Genomic DNA, 17,599 nt, shown 5'->3' with positions numbered 1-17,599 from the left:
GGGCCGGGCGCACTCCGGCGAGGCTGGCGGCGGAGGGCTTTGAGTTTCATCACACCGATCTCCGCCAGGCCCTCCGGCAGCTCTTTGACCGCGACTGAGTTGTTTCCAGCAACTGCATCCATTCGAACCCGACCCCGAACCTCCCTTTCCCACCTACCCATCATGAACACGCTCATCCAGACCGCTTTCACCCACCTCGAAGACCTGCTCCGTTTTGTCGCCGTCCTGCAGCTGGGGCTGGCCGTGCTGAGCTTCTTCCTCCCGCGGATCATGAAGTGGGAGGGGGACATCTCCCGAATGTCGCTGCTGGTCCGGGATGTGTTCACCATTCACTCCTGGTTCATCAGCATCACGCTGATCATCTGGGGCGTGTTGACGTGGCGGTTCGCGCCGGAGATGGCGCATGCCCCCACGGAGCTGTCCCGCTGGTTGTGCGGGGCCATGGGCCTCTTCTGGGGCATCCGCTGTGTCTTGCAGTGGACGCACTACAGCCCGGCCCACTGGCGCGGCATCCCCAGCCGCACCGTCATTCACTGGGTGCTGTTCTTTGGCTATGCCGCGTGGACCACGGTGTATGGCATGGCGGCGCTACAAACCGGGAGGGTCTTATGAAGACACCTGTGCCTTCGGTGGCGACCCCTTTGAAAAGCTGGCTGCCCAGCGCGGCGGGGCGCGAACGTTTGTTGCAGGGCGGGTTGGGCGAGCCCCTACTCACGGCCGACTGGGAACGGGTGCTGATGCTGCACTACGAGGTGGATCCCACCGCGCTCCAGCCCTGGGTGCCCTTCCCGCTGGATCTGCATGAAGGGCGCGCCTATGTGAGCCTGGTGGCCTTCACCATGCGGGACATGGCCCCAAGGCGGGGCGGGCGGTGGACCTCGTGGATGCTCCGGCCGATCGCCACGCACGAGTTCCTCAATGTGCGGACCTACGTGAGATCCCATGTGGGAGATGGGCCGGATGTGGAGGAGGGGATTCACTTCCTGCACGAGTGGCTGCCGAACCGTCTGGCGGTACGCCTGGGGCGACCGGTGTTCGGATTGCCCTATCGACTGGGGAGGCTACGCTACGACCACCGGCATGAGGAGGGTGAGCTGGCCGGGTGCGTGGAGGATGCGCACAGCGATACCTGTCTGCGCTACCGGGCTCCGGTGAGCGGGCCGTTCGCGCCGTGTGTGGCGGGAAGCCTCACCGAGTTCCTGATGGAACGCTACAGCGCCTTCACGGAGTGGCTGGGGTGGAAGCGGCGCTTCCGCATCTGGCACCCGCCGTGGCCGCAGGTGGAGGTGGTGCCGGAGGTGCTGGATGACAGCCTCCTGCGTGACAGCTGCCCCTGGTTCAAGGAAGCGCAACTTCGCGGGGCGCACTATTCGCCAGGATCGCCCGCCGTGTGGATGAGCCGCCCGAGTCGGATCTGAAAGGCAGGCAAATAATCTCCAAGACAAACAACCTGAAGTTTCTCCAACTATATGAACATGCACAAAGCCAGTGTCGCAACCGACCCCGAAATGGAAATGGTCCCCATCGATCCCGGGGACTTTCACCGACTCCTGTGGATCAAGAACTTTGCCCGGATCTCCATCGGGCTGGTCTGGGTGTGGGAAGGGCTCATGCCGAAGATCTTGTATCCCTCAGCCACGCAGTTCGAAATGGTGCGCCGCAGCGGCTGGTGGTGGGGCTCACCGGAGCAGACGCTCTACTGGCTGGGGGTGGCCATGATCTTGGCGGGCTTTGCCATCATGAGTGGGATCTGGGAGCGTGCGGCGGCCCTGATCTCCACGCTGGCGGTGCTGGTGCTGATGGTGCTGGTCATCACGAGCAACCCGGAGGCTCTGCATGATCCCTTTGGCGGTCTGGTCAAAGATGCGTGCCTCTTTACCTGCGCCGCGCTGGTGTGGTGGTGGCCCCGGACGCCCGAGAGTGTGTCAAAAAGGTGAAGGCTTTTTTCATTTTGCGTGTCGCAAAGGGGACCAATATGCACAAGAATCGGCGTAGATACTGCACACGGTCACCTACACGCACCTGTCATGAAATCGTTTCCCGCCCTTGTCGCTGTTCCATTCCTTGCGCTTGCCTTGAGCGCGCCCCTCACTGGTCACGCTCAGGAGAAGGAGAAAGACAAACCCCTCGTGGACAAGACCACGGCGGACAAAGCCAAGAACATGCTCGACAAGGTGATCGGCGAAGTGTCGAAGGCCGCCAACAAGACGGAGATCAAGGGCAAGGAGCTCTGGGAGCGGACGAAGGACAATTTGCGCCTGAGCAAGGAGGAGTACCTGAAGAAGGCGCAGTCCGCCATTGCCACGATGGAGGCGGAGATCGACGTGATGGTGGAGAGCGGTGCCGCCATCACCACGCGGGATTATTTCAAGCTGCGCATTGATTCCTTCAGGCTGCAGCTGGACTACTGCAAACGCGATCTGGAGCGGCTCAAGGAAACGCCCTCTGAAGAGGCCTTCCGTGTGAAGCAGCGCGGCTTTGACCGCACTCTCGGCGCCCTGAGTGACAACCTCACCCTCGCCAAGGACGAGGCTGGTCTGTAAGCCGCCCGTCTCTTCATTCACCCGATCTTCCTCAGTCAACACCCCGCCTTCAAGTCCTCCATTGAGCCATGAAATTTGCTGAATCCATTACTGACTTCTTCAAGAGCCCCAAATGGGTCACCAACCTGATCTTCGCCGGTCTGTGCACCTTGGTCGCCAGCATCCCGGTAGTCGGGATCGTCGGCGTCATCGTGCTGGTCGGCTGGCTGGTGACGGGCTTCTACATGCGTCAAAACGACGAGGACTTCGTCACTTTCCCGGACTTTGACTTCGGTCAACTGGGCAAGTACCTCGAGCGGGGCCTGTGGCCGGTGCTCACCACGGGGGCGGTTGTCATCGGCGTGGGCCTGGTTTTGTGGCTGGTGTTCTTCATTCCCGTCATGATTCTCTCCGCATTGCTCTCGGATTCCAATGGAGTGGTCGGCGGGTTCTTCGCCCTGATCCTCAGCCTGCTTTCCCTGGTCATCTACTCCGCCATCTTTGCGGTGATCTCCCTCATCATCGTGCCGCTGAGCATCCGCGCCTCGCTGGTGCAGGACTTTGTGAAGGCCTTCGACATCAACTTCATCAAGAAGTTCGCCCTCATGATGTGGAAGGAGATTCTGATCGCCTCCCTGTTCGTGGCGGTGGTCGGCGCTGCGCTAAGCTTCATCGGCTTCTTTGCCTTCTGCGTCGGGATGTTCCTGGCCCAGGCGTTGACGGCCTTCGCCTGGACGCACCTGAGCAAGCAGATCTACAAGCTGTACCTGAGCCGCGGGGGTGAGCCCGTGCCGGTGAGCCCGAAGCTGGCCGTGGTGTAAGCCCAGAAAAGGAGCACAATCCCTCCAGATTCCCGCGGGGCAGGCTGAAAAGCCTGCCCCGCTTGCTTTCCAGGCCAGAGAGGGCGGGAAATGGCAGCGTGTGGATGCAAGAATGCCCCCCGACCTGCGTAGGGTTGTCCCCTCACCAACTCATCTCATCCACACCGTCTCCATGTCCTCATCTTCCTCCTCCAGCCGTCGTCGCTTCCTGCAGACTGCGACCGCCGGCGTAGCCGCCCCGTTCTTCATCCCCGGCCGCACCTGGGCCCAGGACGCCGCTCCCAATGAGCGCATCGTCATGGGTTTCATCGGCATGGGCAAGCAGATGGGGGGCCTCCTGAGCCGCTTCCTTCAGTATCCGAACGTCCAGGTGGTCGCCGTTTGCGATGTGGACACCACCCGTCGTGAGGACGCCAAGGCCAAGGTGGACAAGGCCTATGGCAACACCAGCTGCAAGGCAGTGAACGACTTCCGCGAGATCACCACGAACAAGGACATCAACGCGGTCTGCATCGCCACGCCCGACCATTGGCATGCGATCATCAGCCTCTCCGCCGTGACCAACGGCAAGGACGTGTACTGCGAGAAGCCGCTGACCCACAACATCCACGAGGCCGTCACGCTGGTGGACACGGTGCGGAAGAACAATCGCATCCTCCAGACCGGCTCGATGCAACGCAGCAGCGCGGAGTTCCGCATCGCCTGTGAACTGGTGCGCAACGGCGTGATCGGTGAGATCAAGACGGTGGACACCTCCTTCGGCGGCCCGGCCAAGCCCTGTGCCCTGCCTGAGGAGCCCCTGGAGCCCGGTCTCGACTGGGATCGCTGGCTTGGGCCGGCCCCCGTGCGTCCGTACAACTCCGAGCTCAGCCCTCGCGGTGTTTCCAAGAATTTCCCGATGGGCTGGCGCTACTCCCGTGAGTACGGCGGCGGCATGGTGACCGATTGGGGCGCGCACCACATCGATATCGCCCAGTGGGGCCTCGGCATGGATGAGAACGGCCCGGTGGAAGTCCGCCCGCCCGCAGACTGGCAGACCGCCCAGAAGGGTGGCCAGCTGGTGTATGCGAACGGCGTGATCCTGAACCACGTGACCGGCAAAGGCTGCAGCTTCTTCGGCAGCGAAGGGGAAGTGCACGTGAACCGCGGCAAGTTTGAGCTCGTGCTCGGTGGCAAGACCAAGGCGAAGTTCTGGGACAAGGATCTGGACAAAGGCACCTCCCTGCAGCGTGAGTACACGCTGATGGAGCGGGAGTTCCTGGCCAACGCCAAGGTGAAGCTCTACAACAGCAAGGACCAGATCCAGGACTTCCTGGCCTGCATCAAGTCCCGCCAGAAGCCCGTGTGCGACGTGGGCATCGGCGCCAGCAGCGCCATCGCCTGCCACCTGCTGAACATCGGCTACTACTACGGCGCAAACCTGAAGTGGGACCCCATCAAGAACCAGATCGTCAGCGGTGGCGATCCGAAGTGGTTGACGCGGGATTACCGCGGTGAGTGGAAGGTGTGAGGGGGGAGGTAGGTAGGAGTTAAGAGTTAGATGTTATGGGTTAGAAGTTGAGAGTCTGAGATGTGAATGACTCGAACCGCCGGTGCCGATGAGGTGCCGGCGGTTTTTTGTTGGGGGGGCGGTGGCGGGAGAGGCGAAGTGGCTGGCGAGGGGGCAGGGAGGTTGGAGGTGCATCTCGCAGGCGAAAGCGGCGCTTCACGCACGCACTCCACAGCGACTTCGTCGCCAGGTGTTGGCCGCGTAAGGGCGTCCGAATGCCGTCAGGCTTGCGACATCGGAGGTCGGGGGGGTGGTCTTGGATCGATGCGCAATCTCCACCTGGATGCGTAGCATCTTTGGAGTGCGCGCGGGAACCGCCGCTTTGGCGGCCCTTGTGATGGGCTTGAACCCTGTGGACGGGAGCGGAGGCGGGGTCGAGGGGCGATTGGAGATGGTTCGCGGAAGTGATGCAGCAGACACTTCAGCTGGTGCCAGCCAAGGACCCTGGGGGGACTGACGTGGAGGTGTTGATGGCGGTGGGGAGAAAGCGGATGCTGTCGGCTTTCCCACCTGATCATCCTCCGCGGAGGTACCCAGGGTTGACTCGCTTGAGGCTCGTCCAACCACTGGGCTGTGCTACAAATCCCTTTCAGGGATTAACTGCCGACTGACCAGGAGTTGGCTCCTTGGCGGCCACCCCAAAACGCGTGCAGTTGGTCCGTTCTCCTTACGGCGACAACTACACTGGTGTTGCAAGGGGGCAGAGGGGGAGTAGGCGCGGATGTAGCCATGCCGATGCCCCGCTCAATACTCCAATTCTCCCTCACTCCATCGTCTCTCTCCCTCTCTCACCCAATCACCAGCTCCACCGGGCAATGATCTGACCCGTGGATGTCTGGGCGGATGATGGAGCTCTTCAGGCCGTCTTTGAGGCCCAGGGAAGCGAGCCAGTAGTCGATGCGCCAGCCCACGTTGTTGGCGCGGGCGTTGGCGCGGTAGCTCCACCAGGAGTACTGGTTCGGGCGGTTGTCGAAGTGGCGGAAGGTGTCCACAAAGCCGGATTCGAGCAGCTTGCCGAAGCTGGCGCGCTCCTGGTCGCTGAAGCCGGGGCTGAAGCGGTTTTCCTTGGGCCGGGCGATGTCGATCTCATTGTGCGCGACGTTCAGGTCGCCGCAGGCGAGCACGGGCTTGGTCTGCTCCAGGTGCTTGAGATAGAGGCGGAAGGCGTCGTCCCAGAGCATGCGGTACGGCAGGCGGGCCAGCTCGGCCTGGGCATTGGGTGTGTACACGTTCACCACGTAGTAGTCGGGGAACTCCACGGTGATGACGCGGCCTTCTTTGTCGTGCTCGTCAATGCCCATGCCGATGGCGTGAGACTTGATGGGCAGGCGGGTGAGGATGGCGGTGCCGGAGTAGCCCTTCTTCTGGGCGGCGTTCCAGACGACCTGATAATCCTTGAACCATTCCAGCCCGGCCTGGTCCTCCATGGCCTTCACCTCTTGCAGACAGATCACGTCGGCATCGCAGGCGGTGAGGTATTCGCGCAGGCCTTTGTCCATGCAGGCGCGGATGCCGTTGACGTTCCAGGAAACGAGTTTCATCGGAGGGAAGAAGAGGAGAGTGAGGGGGGAGTTTGAGGAGGTTTGCCGGTCGGTGAAGACCGGGAAGCGGTTATCATGGCAAGGCAGGCGGGGCTCGCAACCCCTTCTGCCTGGGTGCTTGTGTCACCGGCATCGCGTGGGAAATACGCTTCTGCGGCCATGGTGGATCTTGCTCAGCCGCATGGACTGGATGTGCGGCTGATTTTGGCCTGCCGCGCTCATTCCGGCCTTTGCCAGCCGTCTGCTCAGGTGGGCTGCAAGCCGCCCGCCATCAGGCCTGGAACCGTTTTTGCCGATTGAATCACAGGGTAAATTGATCCATTCACCTGCGTCCGATGTCCATACACCGTATTGTTCTTACTGATAGAAAGAAAAACACGTATCGTTTTTAGGCCTAGATGAAGACGCTCACGCCATGCCTCGCTTTTCTTGCCTTTGCCGTGGCAGGAACGCTGCCTGCTGCCAAGCCGGACCCCCTCAAGGCGGCCAAGGAGATCGACGCCATTTTGGCCGCCGACTGGCAGAAGAACAAGCTCAAGGCCAACGAGCCGGTCTCGGATGAGATGTTCGTGCGCCGCATCCATCTGGACATCGCGGGCCGCATCCCGACCTACCGTGAGACCGAGGAGTACATGAACTCCAAGGATCCGGCGAAGCGGCAGAAGCTGATCGACCGACTGCTCGCGGGGGAAGGGTACGTGCAGAACTATTTCAACTTCTGGGCGGATGTGCTGCGGGCGCAGAGCAACGGCCAGGCGGGGGCGATCACCGGCACGGCGTACACGAGCTTCATCAAGGACAGCCTGCGGACGAACAAGCCGTACGACCAGTTCGTGCGGGAGATGGTGGCTTCGCAAGGCCGCTCCTGGGAGAACGGGGCCATTGGCTACTACATGAGGGACCGCGGCATGCCGCTGGACAACATGGCCAACACGGTGCGCATCTTCCTGGGCACACGTGTGGAGTGCGCCCAGTGCCACAACCACCCCTTCGACAAGTGGTCCCAGAAGCAGTTCTATGAAATGGCCGCCTTCACCTACGGGGTGGAGACCAACGACTACAACGGCGGGGCCCTTACTGGGGTGCGTGACCTGCTGCGCGATCGTGAAAAGTCGATCCGCGAGATGGAGAAGGCGCACGGCAAGGACGTCGCCAACAAGGCCCGTGAAGAGTATCGCAAAGAGTCCCGCTATGTGAATGAGGCGCTGACCCGCCTGCGCGACCCCGTGCGCTACACGGACGCCAGCTTCAATGATCGTCGCGAGCTGCGTCTGCCGCATGACTATCAGTACACCGATGCCAAACCCAAGTCCGCCGTGGCGCCTGCCGCGATGATGGGCAAGGTGGTGGAGAAGAAGGAAGGCCAGAGCCAGCTGGAGGCGTATGCCGCCTGGATGACCTCCCGGGACAACCCGCGCTTCACCAATGTGGTGGCAAACCGCTTGTGGAAGAAGGCCTTCGGCATGGGGCTCATCGAACCTGTGGATGAACTCATGGACAACACCGTGGCCATGAACCCGGAACTGATGAAGCACCTGGAAGGCCTGATGGTCAGCCTGGACTATGACATGAAGGCGTATCTGCGGACACTCTACAACACCCGCGCCTACCAGAGCGCGGTGACACGTGAGGAGATCCCCGTTGGCATGCCCTATCACTTCACCGGTCCCGTCCTGCGCCGCATGTCGGCCGAGCAGATGTGGGATTCCTTCGTAGCGCTCATCAACCCCACGCCGGACATGCCCAACCTGCCGGTGCGTGAGCAGGCGGAGCAGCGCATCGCCGCGGCCAAGAAGTACAGCGACTCGCTGGACACCCTGACCCCTGAGGAGATGCTGAAGGGGGCCGAAGTGGCGGGCCTGAAGTTCAAGGAACAATCCACCAAGCTCACGGAGCTGCAGAAGCAGATCGCCCAGGCTCGGGAAGATGGCGACAAAGAGAAAGTCAAAGCCCTGGGGCGTGAGTCCAACGATCTGCAACGGGCTGCCCGTCAGTCGGTGAACACGAACATCGTGGTGCCGGCCATGCGCAAGCTGGCTGCCAACGCGAGCGGCAAGACGGCGACCCCCGAGGCCTCCGCGACGCTGGCCGCCGTGGACGGTGCCGCTGCTCCCGCCGGACCGGCGATGGCAGATGGGGCGAGCATGATGGCAATGAATCCGATGGAAGCCAGCATGGGCATCGACACCAAGGTGCTGATCCCCGGCTATGACAAGGCGCCCAAGACGGATGAGCAAATCCGCGAGGAACGCGAGGCCCAGCAGAAGGTGTTGCTGGACGAAGCTGCGTACTATGGCATTCCCGAGAAGAAGGTGCGCGACTACGCGAAGTCCCGCGCGGGCCAGATGCGCCAGTGGTTGCGCTCGGCGGAGATCGACTCTCCCGCACCGCGTGGGCACTACCTGCGTGAGTTTGGTCAGAGCGACCGCGAGACGATCGAAAACGCCAACTACGATGCCTCTGTGCCCCAGGCGCTGGCGATGATGAACAGCCCGCTCCTGCCGCAGATCATGGACCAGTACTCCCAGTTGATGCTGACCATCAACAAGGCGCCGTATCCCGATGACAAGGTGGATGCCGCTTATATGACACTGCTCTCCCGCAAGCCCACGCCGCAGGAGAAGGAGGTCTGGAACAAGGCCCAGGATAAAGGTCTTAACACGATGGAAGACCTCATCTACGCGCTGATCAACACCCAGCAGTTCATCTTCATCCAGTAAGCAAGTTTCCCTTCAGTTCATTTCCTCACCCGCCAGTCAGTCCAATCCAGCCCACCCGCTAACCATGAATAACCGACTGCTCCGCTCCGACGAGCTCAATCGTCGCCAGTTTGTTGCCCGCACGGCGAGCACCCTCCTCGGGGTGGGTCTGCTGCCCGAGGTGTTCACCCCCAAGGCGCACGCCGCCTTTGAGGGCTCCTCCAAGCTCAAGCAGGTGGCCACGGCGAAGAACGTGATCTACCTCTACATGTCCGGCGGGCAGAGCCATCTGGACACGTGGGATCCGAAGGAGGGCGTGGAGACGGCCGGTCCCACCAAGCCGATCAAGACCAGCGCGGATGGCGTGCGTATTTCCGAGTACCTGCCGCTCACGGCGCAGCAGATGCACCATGTGGCCGTGCTGAACTCCATCACCTCCACGCAGGGGGCGCATGAGCAGGGCAACTACTTCATGCACACCAGCTACACGCTGCGTGGCACCATCCGCCACCCCGGCATGGGCGCGTGGCTGAATGTCTTCCAGGGCGGTGGCAACAGCACCCTGCCGAACTATGTGTACGTGGGCAACGACAGCCGCCACCCCGGCGCTGGCTTCTTCCCCGCGGGCAACAACCCGCTCTTCGTGGGCAATCCAGAAGCGGGGCTGAAGAACGTCAAGGTCCAGCGCAACCTCACGGAGGAGCGCTTTGCCTCCCGCATGTCCCTGGCGGATGATCTGGACAAGGAGTTCCGCAGCACCTTCCCGCACCGGAACGTGAAGGCGTACTCGGACATGTACGACAACGCCATCTCCATGATGAAGAGCGAGGACCTCAAGGCCTTCGACCTCACGGAAGAGCCTGAGGATCTGCGCAAGGCTTATGGCAGCGAGGCCTTTGGCCAGGGCTGTCTGCTCGCCCGCCGTCTGGTGGAGCGCGGGGTGCGTTTTGTGGAAGTGTCACTGGGCGGCTGGGATACCCACACGGGCAACTTCGTGCGGGTGCCGGAGCTTTGTGAGACACTCGACAAGGGCCTCTCCTCCCTGCTCGCTGACCTGAATGCCCGCGGCCTCCTGAAGGAGACGCTGGTGGTGCTCATGTCCGAGTTCGGCCGCACGCCGACGATCAACCAGAACGTGGGTCGCGACCACTACCCGAAGGTCTTCTCCGGCATCATGGCCGGCGGCGGCATCCAGGGCGGCATGACCTACGGCAAGTCCGACGCGGAAGGCCGCGAGGTGGCGGAGAACAAGATCGAGATCCCCGACATCAACGCGACCATTGGCTACGCGCTGGGTCTGCCGCTGGACCAGGTGATCTACTCCCCCAGCAAGCGCCCCTTCACGGTGGCGGACAAGGGGCAGCCGCTCACGGGCATCTTTGGCTGAGGCCCGCCCGGTTTCGAGTCTGTTCAAAAAACCACGGACCATCCTGTTGGGTGGCCGTGGTTTTTTGGTTTCTGTGATGCAAAGGGGCTGGCTCGGACGTTAAACTCCGCCCTCATTCACCTCTGGATTTACCTGAACTCACACCCACTACGCACCCCTTCATGAAACGTCGCACCTTCTCCTGGACTCTGGCCATCCTGGCCGCTGCCGCCGGGCTTCTGCCGGTCGCCAGCCACGCTGCTGAACCCAAGAAAGTCATCCTGGTGACCACCACCACGGGCTTCCGCCACAGCTCCATCCCCTTCGCGGAAAAGACCCTGGCCCAGCTCGCGGAGAGCTCCAAGGCCTACACGATCGTGGACACCTGCAAGCAGCCGGAAGTCCAGGTGCCGAAGAAGCCGAACAAGCCCAAGGATCTCGCTTCGGACGCCGACGCGAAGGCCAAGGAGAAGTACGACAAGGAAATCAAAGGCTATGAGGCCGCCATGGCCAAGTGGACCCCGGAAGTCGAGGCCCAGGCCAAGGCTGCGCAGACGGAGTTTGACACCCAGGTCAAGGCCAACCTGGCCAAGCTGAGCCCGGAGAACCTCAAGGCCAAGGGCATCGATGGCGTGATCTTTGCCAACACCACCGGCGACCTCCCGCTGCCTGACCCCGAGGGCTTCATCAAGTGGATCGAAGAAGGCCACGCCTTCATCGGCATGCACTCTGCCAGCGACACCTTCCACAAGTTCACCGGCTACATCGGCATGCTCCAGGGTGAGTTCGCCGGTCACGGTGCCCAGGTCCCCGCCGACCTCGTGGCCGCCGACACCAAGCACCCGGCCAACGCCGGCATCGGTGAGACCTGGAACCTGAAGCAGGAAGAGATGTACCTCATCAAGAGCCAGGACCGCAGCAAGATCCGCTCCCTCTGGCACATGCGCCACCACCCGAACAAGACGGAGGAGACCGGCTTCTTCCCCGTGGCCTGGGCGCGCAAGGCTGGCAAGGGCTACGTGTTCTACACCTCCCTCGGCCACCGCGAAGACCTCTGGAGCAATGACCCGGAGATGAAGGGTCGTGTGAACTCCGTGGAACTGGCCAACCAGTACCAGGCCCACATCCTCGGCGGCATCAAGTGGGCCCTCGGCCTGGCCGATGGCAGCGCAGAGCCGAATCCGGACGCGAAGTAAGCGGAGGGAGCAGGCGAGTCGTTTGATAGAACTTACTGTGAGGGCGCACCTGGAAGGGTGCGCTCTTTTTTGTGGAGTGGTGGAGTGATGGAGTGATGGAGTGATGGAGTGATGGAGTAGGGGAGTGTTGGGGTTTGGAATGTGGAAGAGCCGTCCCGGCTCTTGGGCGGCGTTGGTGATGGGATAGAACCTTGAGGGTGGGAGCAGGGCGAGGGCGGTAAGCTTAAGGGAGGTGGGGGTTCCCAGCCCCGCTGGTGAGCGGAGGGGGGGGTGGTGCAGGGAGATGAGGTGGGTGGCCGTCTATGGCGGGTGCGGGGTCAGGAGACGTTTGACTGAGCGGGACCGGAGATCCCGCCTCCTTTACCGGCTGGTGGGGGTGTTGGGTGGGGAGGAGGTTTTGTCGGCAGGCGAAAGCGGCGTCGAGCCGCAGCACTCCAAGACACTGGCGTGAGGTTGTGGGAGCCAACGCGATGAGGTGGCCGGGAGTCGATGGGTGTTCTGTGCCCCAGCGTATGCGTCGTCGCGAAGCGTCTTTTCCGCCTTATCTCCGCCTTCCCGCCTTTTCTTGACGCGCATCGAACAAATCCCTACGCTCTCTGGGCATGGACCCCCAAAGTCACGCAGTCTTCCCTCCGGGCCGGAGCAAGTTCGTTCTCTTATCGATTTTGGTCGTCGCAGCCTGGTGCGGCATGGCTGCGACGTCGGTCTTGGCTCAAACGGTTCGGAAACTGGCACCGGGTCCCGATCCGCTGAAGTTCCTGCTCTCTGACGAAAACCACAAACTTGATCCAGGGAGAATCCGGTTGTCGCTGGGACTGTTGCGAATACCCACGCAGGTCTTTGCAGAGGCCATGGCGCAGCAGGAAGACGGGGACTCGCAGTCCTGGCATCGCTGGCTGGAGAAAGCCAGGGCGGACAAGAAGCTGACGCTGGTGACGACCGAAGATGCCGAAACTGGGCCCGGTCAGGAATTCCGGGAGGGCTATACCAAGCCCTATCGGTTTGTCCAACAGGGGGAGTCATCCCAACTTTGGGACGACATTCAGCGGGAAGGATCCACCCAGTTGAGCCCCCAGCTTTGGGGCAATCTGGTGCAGAATCTTTCAGAAGAGCGGGTGGGCACGCAGATGAACGGCGCCATCCACGTGGCACCCGACCGCGGAGCCGCGCACCTGGACCTCACCTTCCTCCATGTGGACGAGCCCACTTTGCGCCCGGCGGCTGTGTGGAAGCATGCCCTCTTCGACACCCCACGAGCGATCTTCCGGCCCTGGTCTGTTTATGCCCAAACGGTGGTGCCTCTTGAGTCGCCCTTCCTGGTGGCTGCGCAGGTGGAGCCTTCGGACGGTGGCGACCCCAACAACACGGCCAGTCATGTGCTGGCGTTGTTCGGGAAGATCACCTATATGCCCAACCCTGAGTCCAAGAGGGCACCCACGTTCACGCCGGAGCGTCTGAATTCGGCAGGTGTCCTGCGGAGCTGGACCCTGGATCTGCCCAAGACCCAATTTCAGGATTGGCTCCTGAACCGGACATCGAATGAGAATGATGAACCGAAGCTGCGCGAATGGCTTGCCACGGCCTTTCTTCGCCCGGAGGATCCGGCTTCCCCGCGATTGTTGCACGTGGCTTCCCTGGCGACCTCCACCGGAGGCGGTCCCAACTGGGTGGCGGGTGAGCTCCGCTGGAATGACCCCGCCGGGTTTGAGCCTTCGGGCAACTCCCGTATCTTCCGCCCGCTGGTCAGTGAGGACAGCCCCTACATCGTGCACCACCGGCTGGAGGCGAGCATGCTTTTCCCGGCCGGGCCGCCCAATGACCCCAACCTGCGGATGGGTGCCGAGTTGAAACTGGAAGCACCCGGCGGGCCGCTTCGCTGGCAGCGGTGGAAGCATGCGATGGAAGGACGCGAGGAGGAGCCGGACAACCTGGAACTCGCAGACAAGGGGCTCTACGGCTTGCAGGGGCTGAGTCTGAACACCGAGCTGACCTGGGTGCCGGGCAAGAGCGTGCTCACCGCCGCGGCCCTTCGTGGAGACCGGGTTCATGCCGCCTTCACCCAGTATCTCGGCCGCAGTTTTCAGGAGCTGAAGGAGAGGCCCACGCAAGGCCAGGCCGTCCCTGCTTTCGCAGAAGGCGTGTCGCCACCGCCGGGTCCGGCCTTCCAGGCCACCCTGTGGCGTATCGAGACACCACTGACCTGGACCGATAAACTCCTCGTGGCAGGTCCTGAGCAGGCGACTCCGTTGGCAGCGGAGTTGTTCAAGGCGGTGGAATCCGGGCAGGCAAGGTTGTCCACGCTATCCACGCAGTCGTTGCGGTTGGCGAAAAACTCTTCGAGCAAGATTGGGGAGCCGGTGAACTTCTACGGTGGCAGCTATGTCAACACGGCCTCGCATGCGGGTGGCATCTACTTCAACATGCGCATGTTGGGTCAGCGTTTCACGGGGGAGGAGGTTGAACTGGCAGTGCAAAAGTTCAATGCGGATGGGGTCGAAGTCGCGATGACGTTGCAATCCACCGGCGAGCCAGTTTGGCGGCACTGGGGAGTGTGGCAGCCGGGGGTTGCAGGAACCAACGCCGCCAACTCCGGGCTGCGACGGCCGCAGTTTCGCGTCAGCAATCTGGCTGCCCAGTTGCGGCTGCCGCTGAATCAGCCTCAGGTGGTGGCGGTGGAGCCGGTGCGTGAGGCCAGCTCCCCTGGTGGCCCGCTCACCGGTTTGCGCTGGTGCGTGTTGAGAATGTCCGTCGAAGAAAATCCGCCGCCGCCGGTGCCGCCCAGCGAAGCGGGGAACGAGATTGTCCCCCGGCGGAGCACCCGCTTCCAGCTCCTTGTCCTGAAACTACCCGCAAGTGAAACTGTGCCGCCGTCGACCGAGAGTCAGGAGCTGGCGCAACGGTTGTTGGGCGAGGTGAAAGCCGGTGCCCGGCCCGTGTTGGATGTCCTCAGCGTCTTTCGCCCGGGCACCGCAGGTCCCGGCTATGGTTTCAGCATCAGCAGCGGGACCGAGTATTATTTCATGGATCCGCGCGGCCAGTCCGGGGATCGCGAAAAGAAGGCCTCGCTGCTGGCTCCCGCCGTGATGCCTCAGGGAACGCCGTTCAGTGAGCAGATCTATTTTGAAGATCACGTGGTGGGCTTGGAGCTGAAGCTCTCCGAGCGGAACTGGGATCTGACGCGGGACAACGCGCCACCTCAAGTGGTGATGGACACGTTCACGGATGTGCGGTATGAGTTTCCCTATGTGCCGTCGCCAGACAAGCGACGCACGACCGTTTCCGTGGAGAGGCCTGTTTTCCAGATGGCCTCTATTTATGGGCGACACCTTAAGGCGGGTGAGGCCAGCGTGACGCGGTTGAATGAGGATACGGTGGTGGTGGTGAGTGAGGTGGGGCCGTAGGGGGGCTGCGATGGGTTGAGGAAATCACGTCTCTGGCATCCCTTCAGGATGCGGGGGATTGGGGGGGCTTTCCAGGGGCAGGGCTCGTCAAGCTCGCCCGGCCCCTGGCTACCTTCTGGGATGCCTTCGGCATGGCGGAGAGGTGCGGAGAGGCGGGGTGAGGTGGCGTGATGGGATAGAACCTTGAGGGCGGGAGCAGGGCGGGAAGCTTACAGGAGGCGGGGGTTCCCAGCCCCGCGTGGGAGCGGAGGGGATGCGCGGTGCAGGGAGATGAGGTGGATGACTGTCTGTAGCGGGTGTGGGGACAGGGGCCGTGCGACTGAGCGGGACCGGAGATCCCGCCTCCTTTACCGGCTGGGGGAGGTGTTGGGTGGGGAGGAGGATTGGTCGGCAGGCGAAAGCGGCGTCGAGCCGCACGCACTCCAAGACGCTGGCGCGCGGGTTGTGGGAGCCAACGCGATGAGGTCTCCGGGAGTTGATGGTCGTTCTTTGCTCCAGCGCGTGCATCGTCGCGAAGCGTCTTGGAGTGCCGGTGGCTTGACACCGCTTTGGCGGCGCTGGTGATGGGATAGAACCTTGGCGCGGGAGCAGGGGACTACCCTCCTCACTTCCCCGCACCCGAACCCAACCTCGCAACCCTCGCCATCGCTGCCTGCAACGTTTCCACATGCCCCCAGGCTCCTGCGGGATCGGCCTGGAGGTCTTCTTTGCGGATCTTGTAGGGGGCGTCTTCGGGCACGTAAAAGGGGATGCCCTGGACGCGGGCGAAGACCATGCCGTGATAGCGGCCGGAGAAGACGAGGCGGGAGGCGCCGATCTGGGTGTAGGCGGTGACGGGATCGGGGTTCCAGAGCAGCCGCACGGTGGGCTCGAAGAGCAAAGCATCGTCCAGATGCCTGGCGTCATCCACCGGCGCACCCATGTTCATCCAGACGATCTCGTAGTTCATGGACCGGGCCAGGCGCACCATGTGCTGGGTGTGCAGGTTGTGGGGGTTGATGAGCCCGGAGGGGACAAGGGTGAGCATGGGCCGGTCGCCCGCGGGCATGCTGACGGCAGCGGGAGGCCGCAAGAGGTAGGCGGCATCCGGAAAGAAGGAGACGCCGTCCTGCCGCCCGGTAATTTCCTTGATCTTCTGGACGCATTCCGGGGAGCGGACGGTGATGAAGTCCGCCTGCTGCAGATAGGGGGTCCAGGGGGCGAGGTCGGCACGGAAGTGCTCGTCCCGGTGGGCGCGGAGCTGGAGTCCGCAGGAAAGGAAGCCCCAGGGGGTGCCGCTGGCGATGGCATGGTCCATGTAGAACTGCATGCAGCGGAAGTGCGGGGAGGGCGACTCGTCGGGGGTGGCGGAGTTGTAGATGATGCCGCCCCCGCCCAGGACGATGAGGTCCAGGTCGGAGGGGATCTCCGCGGGAAGGTCGGAGTTGAAGAAGAGCAGTTCCGCATCGCGGAACTGCTCCTGAAACACGAGGGGGTAGGTGTCGTCCCCGACATTGCCGTACCCGGCGGCTCCTACAAAAGCGATCTTCATGCGAGCGCCAGGGCGCGACGCCGGGAGGCCGTGGGTGATTTCCTCGCTCCGGACTGAATGACTTGCTCCAGCACGTTTTCCATCTGGTGCGCGATGACGTCCCAGTGGAACCGGTTCTGGCGCGCAAAACGCACGCTCTGCCGGGCGATCTGGCGGCGGCGTCCGGGGTCGGCGTAGAGGCTCTGGAGGGCGCTGACGAAGGTGTCCTTGTCGGCCACGGCGCCCACGGTGTTGATCTCGGGGTGCACGAGGGTGATGGGGCAGGGCACCTTGAGGGCGGGGGTGGCCCACTCGCCCAGGGCGGCCCAGTCGGGCACGATCTGGGGCACGCCGCAGGCCAGGCCCTCCATGGTGGTGAGGCCCCAGCCCTCGCCGAGGGTGGTGGAGACCTGGACGTCCATGGCGCTGTAGATGAGCGGCAGCATCGAGGAGTCAACACTGTCCCGGATGTGGCCGCCGCCGGTGAAGAGGAGGCGGTTGCCGATGCCGTGGTAGCGGGCGACGCTGTCGAGGTCCCAGCCGACGTCCTGCTTGGCGCAGTGCATGAGCAGGTAGGCATCCGTCACCTGGTGCTGCTGCACCCAGTGGGCGAAGTACTGGAGGGTCAGGTCCAGCCGCTTGCGGGGCTGGTTGCGGTTCACGTTGCCCACGATGAAGGCGTTCTCCGGCACGGGGAGCTCAAGGAGGCGGCGCGCGAGGCTGCGGTCCACGGGGCGGAACTGGCGGGTGTCCAGGCCGTGGGGGATGATGTGCCGGGGGCCGCGGAATCCGGCGTTCACGGCCTCGCGGTGGCCGAAGCTGGTGTACCACACGGCGGCGGCGAGCTGGTTGAGCTGCGGGACGACGGCGGGGTTGAGGTTCGCGCCGTCAACAGGCATGTAGGCGATGACGGGCACGCCGACGGGAGCCTCGCGGAGGAAGGCGGCGACGTTCCACCAGTCGTTGTTGATGATGACGGTGTCGGGCTTGTGCC

Annotated in this window: 13 protein-coding genes; 10 read left to right on the top strand and 3 right to left on the bottom strand. The window is 62.9% G+C overall.

What is annotated here, in order from left to right; genetic code table 11:
- The first annotated feature begins 162 nt into the window (after positions 1-162).
- The 6 genes from BV106_RS35075 to BV106_RS04980 all read left to right on the top strand — a co-directional run bounded on the left by BV106_RS35075 (position 163) and on the right by BV106_RS04980 (position 4,853).
- Positions 163-612: a hypothetical protein gene (locus BV106_RS35075; protein WP_051945113.1), complete on the top strand. Its 450-nt coding sequence runs from the start codon at positions 163-165 to the stop codon at positions 610-612.
- Positions 609-1,418, top strand: coding sequence for a DUF2071 domain-containing protein (locus tag BV106_RS05000; RefSeq protein WP_038161420.1), 810 nt, complete (start codon positions 609-611; stop codon positions 1,416-1,418). Before BV106_RS35075 ends, BV106_RS05000 begins: the two co-directional genes overlap by 4 nt.
- Positions 1,419-1,469: 51 nt before the next feature.
- On the top strand, positions 1,470-1,937 hold the full coding sequence (locus tag BV106_RS04995; protein ID WP_038161417.1) for a DoxX-like family protein: 468 nt from the start codon (positions 1,470-1,472) through the stop codon (positions 1,935-1,937).
- Positions 1,938-2,027: 90 nt separating this feature from the next.
- On the top strand, positions 2,028-2,543 hold the full coding sequence (locus BV106_RS04990; RefSeq protein WP_038161414.1) for a hypothetical protein: 516 nt from the start codon (positions 2,028-2,030) through the stop codon (positions 2,541-2,543).
- Positions 2,544-2,611: 68 nt separating this feature from the next.
- Complete coding sequence (locus tag BV106_RS04985) at positions 2,612-3,343, top strand: DUF4013 domain-containing protein (protein ID WP_038161411.1); 732 nt, start codon at positions 2,612-2,614, stop codon at positions 3,341-3,343.
- Positions 3,344-3,515: 172 nt separating this feature from the next.
- Positions 3,516-4,853: a Gfo/Idh/MocA family oxidoreductase gene (locus BV106_RS04980; RefSeq protein WP_038161409.1), complete on the top strand. Its 1,338-nt coding sequence runs from the start codon at positions 3,516-3,518 to the stop codon at positions 4,851-4,853.
- A gap of 827 nt (positions 4,854-5,680) precedes the next feature.
- Here the strand turns inward: BV106_RS04980 and BV106_RS04975 are convergent.
- Entirely contained in the window at positions 5,681-6,433 is a 753-nt protein-coding gene (locus BV106_RS04975; protein WP_038161407.1) for an exodeoxyribonuclease III, read from the bottom strand.
- A 398-nt stretch (positions 6,434-6,831) separates the two neighbouring features.
- On the opposite strand from BV106_RS04975, the gene BV106_RS35070 reads away from it, so the two are divergent.
- The 4 genes from BV106_RS35070 (at position 6,832) to BV106_RS04955 (ending at position 15,095) form a co-directional block, all read left to right on the top strand.
- Positions 6,832-9,153 (top strand): DUF1549 domain-containing protein, encoded by a 2,322-nt coding sequence (locus BV106_RS35070; RefSeq protein ID WP_051945110.1) that lies wholly within the window; start codon positions 6,832-6,834, stop codon positions 9,151-9,153.
- A gap of 64 nt (positions 9,154-9,217) precedes the next feature.
- Positions 9,218-10,519 (top strand): DUF1501 domain-containing protein, encoded by a 1,302-nt coding sequence (locus tag BV106_RS04965; RefSeq protein WP_038161405.1) that lies wholly within the window; start codon positions 9,218-9,220, stop codon positions 10,517-10,519.
- Positions 10,520-10,680: 161 nt separating this feature from the next.
- The gene (locus tag BV106_RS04960) at positions 10,681-11,694 is read left to right on the top strand and encodes a ThuA domain-containing protein (RefSeq protein WP_038161403.1); all 1,014 of its coding nucleotides are present in this window, start codon (positions 10,681-10,683) and stop codon (positions 11,692-11,694) included.
- Positions 11,695-12,383: 689 nt separating this feature from the next.
- On the top strand, positions 12,384-15,095 hold the full coding sequence (locus tag BV106_RS04955; RefSeq protein ID WP_265595351.1) for a hypothetical protein: 2,712 nt from the start codon (positions 12,384-12,386) through the stop codon (positions 15,093-15,095).
- A gap of 604 nt (positions 15,096-15,699) precedes the next feature.
- Here BV106_RS04955 and BV106_RS04950 read toward each other — a convergent pair.
- The gene (locus BV106_RS04950; RefSeq protein WP_038161400.1) at positions 15,700-16,626 is read right to left on the bottom strand and encodes a polysaccharide pyruvyl transferase family protein; all 927 of its coding nucleotides are present in this window, start codon (positions 16,624-16,626) and stop codon (positions 15,700-15,702) included.
- Positions 16,623-17,599 (bottom strand): glycosyltransferase family 4 protein (locus tag BV106_RS04945; protein ID WP_038161398.1); only part of this gene is annotated, 977 nt, incomplete at its 5' end. The genes BV106_RS04950 and BV106_RS04945, both read right to left, overlap by 4 nt.

Source organism: Verrucomicrobium sp. BvORR106 (assembly GCF_000739655.1).
Lineage (GTDB): Bacteria > Verrucomicrobiota > Verrucomicrobiia > Verrucomicrobiales > Verrucomicrobiaceae > Verrucomicrobium.
The sequence above is the reverse complement of the archived record's forward strand: the minus strand, read 5'-3'. Positions and strand labels throughout refer to the sequence as shown.